Source organism: uncultured Wocania sp. (assembly GCF_964021735.1).
In the GTDB taxonomy this organism is placed as follows: Bacteria; Bacteroidota; Bacteroidia; order Flavobacteriales; family Flavobacteriaceae; genus Wocania_A.
In genome coordinates this window covers 1-7,504 of sequence record NZ_CAXIBN010000154.1, presented here as the reverse complement: position 1 = coordinate 7,504, position 7,504 = coordinate 1, and the positions used below count along the sequence as shown (strand labels likewise).

The following is a 7,504-nucleotide window of genomic DNA, read 5'->3' as shown; positions in this document are numbered from 1 at the left end:
TTTTGCCATTTAATTTTGAATATTAAATACTTCTCGATACAATTCCTCATGCTTCGGAATCACTCGAAGTGACATTAATTTTTTTGTGGTTTTTCAATCCTAAAGCCAATATCTGTAACACCTTCTAAATCAACAACGCCATTAACTTTTCCATTTTCTCTCATGGCGTGTTGTATATTAACTTTGTATTCGCCAGCTTCTTTAAAAACAACTTGTTCTTTATACCACAACTTATTTTCTTTAACACTACCTAGTCCTGAGCCTAAAAGTTTACCACTTGGGTCTGCCATTTTATATTCTAAAGTGTCTTTTAAAGTTTTACCATGCGGAAAAACCATTTCGACTATTAAATACAAATTGTTAAATTTATAATCGTTCGTATTTCTTAAATTAACAAACAAATTATAAGCATTTGTAGAATCTGGCGGATTAACCTTAAAGCTTACTATACTATCTTTATGCCACGCATTGGGAACAGATTTGTAAGTGTCGAAAACACGATTAGAATCGCATGATGTTAATACTAAAGAAAAAACTAAAGAAAACAATACCGCACTACTTCGCTTCATTTTTGTTTTTTTGAGGTTTTCTTCTGTTGTTTTTGTTTCTATTATTCTGATTTGGGTTATTTGGCTTAGCGTTTTTATTTGCCTGATTCCCTTTCTTTCTATTATTTCTACGTTTATTATTACGTTTTGGACTATCGAACCTTGTTAAACTATCTTGACCTACAACGTTCTCAAACTCTGTTTTAGTATCTTCAATAAGGTCTGAAGCGTATTCTTCAAGGCTTGCTATTTTTTTATTTTTCTTATTGGCTTCAATAATTTCATTGGCTTGATCTGTAGTTATTTTATGCCAATTCATCCATTCCCCTTCGTAGGCATACCACATGTGTCCTTTAAAAATATCGGTTTTTTGGCAAACTGCTGTTCCTTTTTCGGTTTTAAGTTTTATATCCGTTTTTGGAAATGCTTTTAAAGCATCTAAATAGGTGTCGAGTTCGTAATTTAAGCAACATTTTAGCTTACCACATTGTCCTGCTAATTTTTGTGGATTTAAAGATAATTGCTGGTAACGCGCTGCCGATGTGCTTACCGACCTAAAATCGGTTAACCAAGTGGAGCAGCATAACTCTCGCCCGCAAGAACCAATACCACCAAGTCTTGCAGCTTCTTGTCGAAACCCAACTTGTTTCATTTCTATACGTGTTCTAAACTCACGAGCAAATAGTTTTATAAGTTCTCTAAAATCTACACGCTCTTCGGCTGTATAATAAAACGTAGCTTTACTAGCATCGCCTTGAAATTCGATATCTGAAATTTTCATCTGCAATTTCAAATCAATAGCAAATTGACGTGCCTTAACCTTCATAGCTTCTTCTTTGTCGCGTGCTGTCGACCAAATATCAATATCCTTTTGACTTGCTTTTCGGTAAATTTTTAAAATGTCGTCGCCTGTTTCTGAAATATTTTTGCGTTTCATTTGAACACGCACCAATTCTCCCGTAAGGGTAACCATACCAATATCATGACCAGATTGCGCCTGTGTTGCAACCACATCGCCAATGCTTAATGTTAAGTTTTCGGTATTATGATAGTAGTTTTTTCGTCCGTTTTTAAAACGAACTTCAATCCAGTTAAAAGGTTTTTCGCCATTGGGAAGCGACATGTTTGATAGCCAATCGAAAACAGTTAGCTTATTACAACTATCTGTACCGCAAGTACCATTGTTTTTACATCCTTTAGGTTGACCGTCTTTTCCAGTTGAACAACTGTTACAAGCCATAAATTTTTATATATTGAATTCGTTAATAATCAAATTATTACGAATGAAGGTTTATAAATCTTTTGAAACGTAAATATAAGATTATTCTAAAGACTTAAAACAAAGAATTTATAGTTGTTGGTTTTAGTTGAAGTTTAAGCTTATTTCTTTTTTAAAACTTCAAAAATATTTCTCAAATCTTTTTTATAGGGTAAATGGTCTGCGCGTCCTTTTTTGAAAATATCGTTGCTATTACCTTGACCTTTTCGGAGTTCTTTTTGCTCTTCGTAAGGTAAAGCGTGTATTTCTTTGCAGTTTGTTGAGCAACAATTATTCATTTCTGCTTTACAGGCATCACATTGAATGAATAATAAATGGCAAGCATCGTTAGCGCAATTGGTATGTATATCTGCAGGTTTTCCGCATTGGTGACAACAAGCAATTACATCGTCACTAATTTTTTCAGCTCTGCGTTCATCAAAAACAAAATTTTTGCCAATAAATTTATTCTCTAAATGCTTTTCGTTTACTTGTCTTGTATACTCTATAATACCGCCTTCTAATTGATACACATTTTTAAAACCTTTGTGCTTAAAATACGCGCTGGCTTTTTCGCAACGAATACCACCAGTGCAATACATCACTAGGTTTTTATCTTCCTTATGATCTTTTAAATCGGCTTCAATTATGTCTAACGATTCTCTAAACGTATCAACATCTGGTGTAACAGCGTTTTTAAAATGACCTATTTCACTTTCGTAGTGGTTTCGCATGTCTACCAAAATCGTTTTATCGTCTTCAATAAGGTTGTTAAACTTATCTGCGTCAACATGAATGCCTTTGTTGGTAACATCAAAAGTATCATCATTTAAACCATCTGCAACAATTTTATGACGCACTTTTACTTTAAGTTTTAAAAACGACATATTATCTTGCTCTACAGCAATATTTAAACGAATACCTTTTAAAAAATCGATAGTATCTAAATGTGTTTTAAATTCGTTAAAACGATCTGCGGGAAGTGATAGTTGCCCATTAATACCTTCGTGTGCTACGTAGATTCTACCTAGAACATCTAAAGCGTTCCAAGCAATAAATAGTTGATCTCTAAACTCTTGAGGATTGGTAATTTTAGCGTATTGATAAAAAGAAAGTGTTAATCGATCTTTACCTGCTTTTTCGATTAATTCGGCTCTTTCTTTAGCGCTTAATTTATTGTACAGTTGCATGCTATACTAATGTTTTAAGGTTGAATCTGCATTGAGCAGATTAAAGAAATATTTTAAAATGCAAAAGTACAACTTTAAAGGGATAGAGCAATACTTTGTATAAAAAAAGCATTTTATCTTAGATAAAATGCTTTATAAATAAATAGTTCGAGTTAGTCTATATTCAAACTATTGTAGGTGAATTTCATAGCAAAAATCTTCCTGCGTTTATTTTATAGATGCAAAATGTATAAAAAGGTTGCGTAATGTTTTTGGATTATAATGAAATCACATCATAAACATCAAATTGTTTTGGGTAAATTTTATCGGTAGTACAATACACATATAATGTGCTCTCTTTAGTTTTAAATTGAATTTTTAAGTTTGCTTTTTGAAACTCTTTTGGGAGTGTTGACGTCATTATAGAATCTTTTTCGCTTAATTTAATAATGAAAACAGGTTCTAATCCACCACCACAAGATGTTTGATTTACCACAGTTCCTGTTTGATTTAATTCGTCTTCATTTTGACCATCACAAGCAAATAATACAATACATAGAAAAGCAAATAAAATTTTAGACATATTTTTAAAATAGTTACTATATTTTTAAGATGCAATATTTGAAAAAGGTTGCGTGATAAAATTGTATTGTGAAAAAACTTATAGTATTTTAGCATACATAATTTCAGAAAAACAGAAAATGAGCAACGAAAAAGAAAAAGAAGCAAAATTAAAAGCACTAAAACTTACATTAGATAAATTAGATAAAGCATACGGTAAAGGCACCGTAATGAAAATGAGTGATCAAGCAGTTGTAGATGTTGATGCTATTCCATCGGGATCTTTAGGCTTAGATATTGCCTTAGGCGTTGGTGGCTATCCGCGTGGTCGTGTAATAGAAATTTACGGACCTGAGTCATCTGGTAAAACGACCTTAACCTTACACGCTATTGCCGAAGCTCAAAAAGCTGGAGGCATTGCTGCGTTTATTGATGCAGAGCATGCTTTTGATCGATTTTACGCAGAAAAACTAGGTGTAGACATTGATAATTTAATAATCTCGCAACCCGATAATGGCGAGCAAGCTTTAGAAATTGCCGATAATTTAATTCGCTCAGGTGCTATTGACATTGTGGTTATAGATTCTGTTGCGGCATTAACTCCTAAGAGTGAAATTGAAGGTGAAATGGGCGACTCGAAAATGGGCTTACATGCGCGTTTAATGTCTCAAGCTTTAAGAAAACTTACAGGCTCCATAAGTAAAACCAATTGTACCGTAATTTTTATTAACCAATTACGTGAAAAAATTGGTGTTATGTTTGGCAACCCAGAAACTACAACCGGTGGTAATGCCTTAAAATTTTATGCTTCGGTACGTTTAGATATTCGTCGTTCTACACAAATTAAAGACAGTAACGGCAATGTTTTAGGAAATAAAACTAGAGTAAAAGTGGTTAAAAATAAAGTAGCTCCACCTTTTAAGCTGGCTGAGTTTGATATTATGTATGGAGAAGGCGTAAGTAAAGTAGGAGAAATTTTAGATGTAGCTGTAGAACATGAAATTGTTAAAAAAAGTGGCTCGTGGTTTAGTTATGATGATACTAAACTTGGGCAAGGGCGAGATGCCGTAAAAGCTATTATAAAAGACAATCCCGAACTCATGGACGAGCTCGAAGATAAAATTAGAGACATTTTAAAAGCATCAGAATAAATAAAAAATCCCGAAAATTCGGGATTTTTTTATATAATTAAATTAATATTACACGCAACCTTTTAATTTATTTGGCATCTATAAATACAAAAACATGTATTAAACAGAAAAATTAAAAATTATTTGCAATGAAAAAGTTAGTAGCCCTAAGCTTAGCTTTATTTTTATTTGCTTCATGTAGCATTGATGATGATAGCACAAATTATAGCTTTGAAATATTACCAATAGAAAGTGTTGATATCCCTGACGAGTTTACTTTAGGTGAAGTTTACCCCATAACAGTTTCTTATTTTAGACCTTCAACTTGTCACTCTTTTAAAGAGTTTTATTATTTAAAAGAAAATAATCAGCGTACCGTTGCCGCTATTAATTATGTATTTGATAATAATAGTTGTGAAACATTTACAGACGAATTAGTAGAAGCAACATTTAATTTTATTGTTACCAGTAACGGATCATATATATTTAAGTTTTGGCAAGGTGAAGATGATAATGGAGAAGATCAATACCTAATTATAGAAGTGCCTGTTACAAATTAAGTTTAAGTATTAATAAATACGTGTTTTAATTTGAGTTTAAACCAACTCATAGAAAATTGTAGAATTAATGATACTAAAGCCCAAGGCGAATTGTACAAACTCTTTTCGAGTAAGCTATTCTCTGTATGCTTAAAGTATTCGAGAAACTATGCCGAAGCAGAAGATAATCTGCAAGACGCATTTTTAACCATTTTCGATAAAATAGAACAGTATAAAAGCAAAGGCTCTTTTGAAGGTTGGTTAAAACGGATAACCATAAACACGGTTTTACAACGCTACCGAAACGAAAAGGTTTTTGATATTATAAATGAAAATGTAGCCGATGAGGTAGAAATAGAGATTGACGAAGACCATATACCTTTAGAATATCTCTTAAAAATAATTCAAGAATTGCCAGATCGCTACCGGTTAGTATTTAACCTTTATGTTTTAGATGGCTATTCTCATAAAGAAATAGCAGACATGCTAAACATAAACATAGGGACCTCAAAATCCAATTTAGCGCGAGCTAGACAAACGTTGAAGGACACTATTGAAAATTACAAAACAAGACAAAGTTTACAATCCTTATAATGAGTGATAAAAAACATATAGACAGATTATTTCAGGAGCGCTTTAAAGATTTTGAAGCCACACCTAGCGATGCTGTTTGGGAAAATATTGAAGCTGAACTTAATAAGAAAAAGAAGAAGCGACGCGTTATTCCTATTTGGTGGCGATACGCAGGCGTTGCGGCTTTACTTATGCTTTTACTAACGATTAATGGATTATTTAATGGTAATGATTCTGAAGATCTTCCAACAAACCAGGTTGTTGAAACTGAAGATGTAAATCTTGAGAAATCTAATACTACTGAGGATAATAATTCGACGATTAATATTGAAAAAGAAGATAAAATTATAGATATAGAAGATGATGCTGTTGCAGAATCTAATGCAGAAAAAGAATCTGCTGAAAAAGCTTCAGAAACTAAAATTGATAATACTCAAAAAGATATTACACCTTCAAACGAAACATCGGTTGCTGAAAATTCAAATTCAAAACTTAAAAATGAAGGTACTCAAAAATCGCAGATGCCTTCAAATAAAAAATCAAATATTTCTGAAGCTATTGTAAAAACGGAAAATACAACCGTAGTTGCCCAGAATTCAAAAGAAAAAAACAAAGAGACCATTCAAAATAAAAATGAAAGCCCTCAAATAGACATCAATAAAGCAAACGAAATAATTAACAATTCAACAAAAAACAATACCGCTATTGCGGAAGTAAAACCCAACGATATTTCGACAGACGCAATAACCAAAACCGAAGCTATTGCAGATAACAGCACCAAAGAAAACACACTTACTATTGAGGAAGCTTTAGAAAAAAACAAAGATATTATTGAAGAAGAGAAAGACGAAAACATAAATAGGTGGAGTATCGCCCCAAATGCTGCGCCTGTTTATTTTAGTAGTTTAGGAGAAGGTTCTTCAATAGATCCGCAATTTAACAACAACTCGAAAAGTGGCGAACTTAATATGAGTTACGGTATTAAAGCCAGTTATGCTGTTAATAATAAATTAAGTATTCGTACGGGTATAAACAAAGTTAATTTGGGTTACAATACCAATAATGTTGTAGTCTTTCAATCTATTAGTTCTAGCTCTAACTTATTACAAAATGTAAATACAAACAGTAATACTGCTGCTGATGCCGTTTCAATAATTAGTGGTAATAGTTTAAATTCTTCTAAAAGTCCGGAAGCTTTTACGAAAAGTTCAAATACTTCTATTAATCAAGACATGGGATACATTGAAGTGCCTTTGGAAATTCAGTATGCATTAACTAATAAAAAACTAGGTGTTAATTTAATTGGTGGTTTTAGCTCGTTCTTTTTAAATAAAAATGAGATATTCTCAGAAGTTGCTGGTTCTCGAACCCTTTTAGGCGAAGCAAATAACATAAACAAGGTAAGTTATAGCGCCAATTTAGGTGTGGGATTAAATTATAAAGTTTCAAAAAAAATAGATTTGAATTTTGAGCCTATGTTCAAATATCAAATCAATACGTTTAATAATACGTCTGGTAATTTTAAACCTTATTTTATTGGGGTTTATACCGGATTTGCTATTAAGTTTTAGGTTTTTGGTTAGATCTAGATATGGGTTTCCTTTAAGCTCGGAAATCAATATCAAAAAAAACTGCTCTCCCCAGAGCAGTTTTTTATTTGTTGAAAACTTCTAATTGCTTTAAAATAACAGCTCTAGCTTCTGCGTTTAAAACCTTTGTATCATCA

8 protein-coding genes are annotated in these 7,504 nt (G+C 32.3%); 4 read left to right on the top strand and 4 right to left on the bottom strand.

Translation table 11 applies throughout. From position 1 onward, the window contains the following. Positions 1 to 74: 74 nt before the first annotated feature. The 4 genes from AADI82_RS12170 to AADI82_RS12155 all read right to left on the bottom strand — a co-directional run bounded on the left by AADI82_RS12170 (position 75) and on the right by AADI82_RS12155 (position 3,558). On the bottom strand, positions 75 to 569 hold the full coding sequence (locus tag AADI82_RS12170) for a gliding motility lipoprotein GldH (RefSeq protein WP_341216703.1): 495 nt from the start codon (positions 567 to 569) through the stop codon (positions 75 to 77). Continuing rightward, positions 556 to 1,788, bottom strand: a complete 1,233-nt coding sequence (gene ricT, locus AADI82_RS12165; protein WP_341216702.1) for a regulatory iron-sulfur-containing complex subunit RicT — start codon at positions 1,786 to 1,788, stop codon at positions 556 to 558. The genes AADI82_RS12170 and ricT overlap by 14 nt, the downstream gene beginning before the upstream one ends. Before the next feature lie 140 nt (positions 1,789 to 1,928). Next, complete coding sequence (locus AADI82_RS12160; RefSeq protein WP_341216701.1) at positions 1,929 to 2,996, bottom strand: rhodanese-related sulfurtransferase; 1,068 nt, start codon at positions 2,994 to 2,996, stop codon at positions 1,929 to 1,931. A 256-nt stretch (positions 2,997 to 3,252) separates the two neighbouring features. After that, positions 3,253 to 3,558: a hypothetical protein gene (locus AADI82_RS12155; protein ID WP_341216700.1), complete on the bottom strand. Its 306-nt coding sequence runs from the start codon at positions 3,556 to 3,558 to the stop codon at positions 3,253 to 3,255. A 118-nt stretch (positions 3,559 to 3,676) separates the two neighbouring features. Here AADI82_RS12155 and recA point away from each other — a divergent pair, with 118 nt between their 5' ends. The 4 genes from recA (at position 3,677) to AADI82_RS12135 (ending at position 7,349) form a co-directional block, all read left to right on the top strand. Beyond that, a complete protein-coding gene (recA, locus tag AADI82_RS12150; RefSeq protein WP_341216699.1) occupies positions 3,677 to 4,687 on the top strand; it encodes a recombinase RecA in 1,011 nt (336 codons plus the stop codon). Positions 4,688 to 4,815: 128 nt separating this feature from the next. Next, complete coding sequence (locus AADI82_RS12145; RefSeq protein WP_341216698.1) at positions 4,816 to 5,226, top strand: hypothetical protein; 411 nt, start codon at positions 4,816 to 4,818, stop codon at positions 5,224 to 5,226. A gap of 30 nt (positions 5,227 to 5,256) precedes the next feature. After that, a complete protein-coding gene (locus AADI82_RS12140; protein WP_341216697.1) occupies positions 5,257 to 5,799 on the top strand; it encodes a sigma-70 family RNA polymerase sigma factor in 543 nt (180 codons plus the stop codon). Continuing rightward, positions 5,799 to 7,349 (top strand): hypothetical protein, encoded by a 1,551-nt coding sequence (locus tag AADI82_RS12135; RefSeq protein WP_341216696.1) that lies wholly within the window; start codon positions 5,799 to 5,801, stop codon positions 7,347 to 7,349. Before AADI82_RS12140 ends, AADI82_RS12135 begins: the two co-directional genes overlap by 1 nt. Positions 7,350 to 7,504 lie beyond the last annotated feature (155 nt).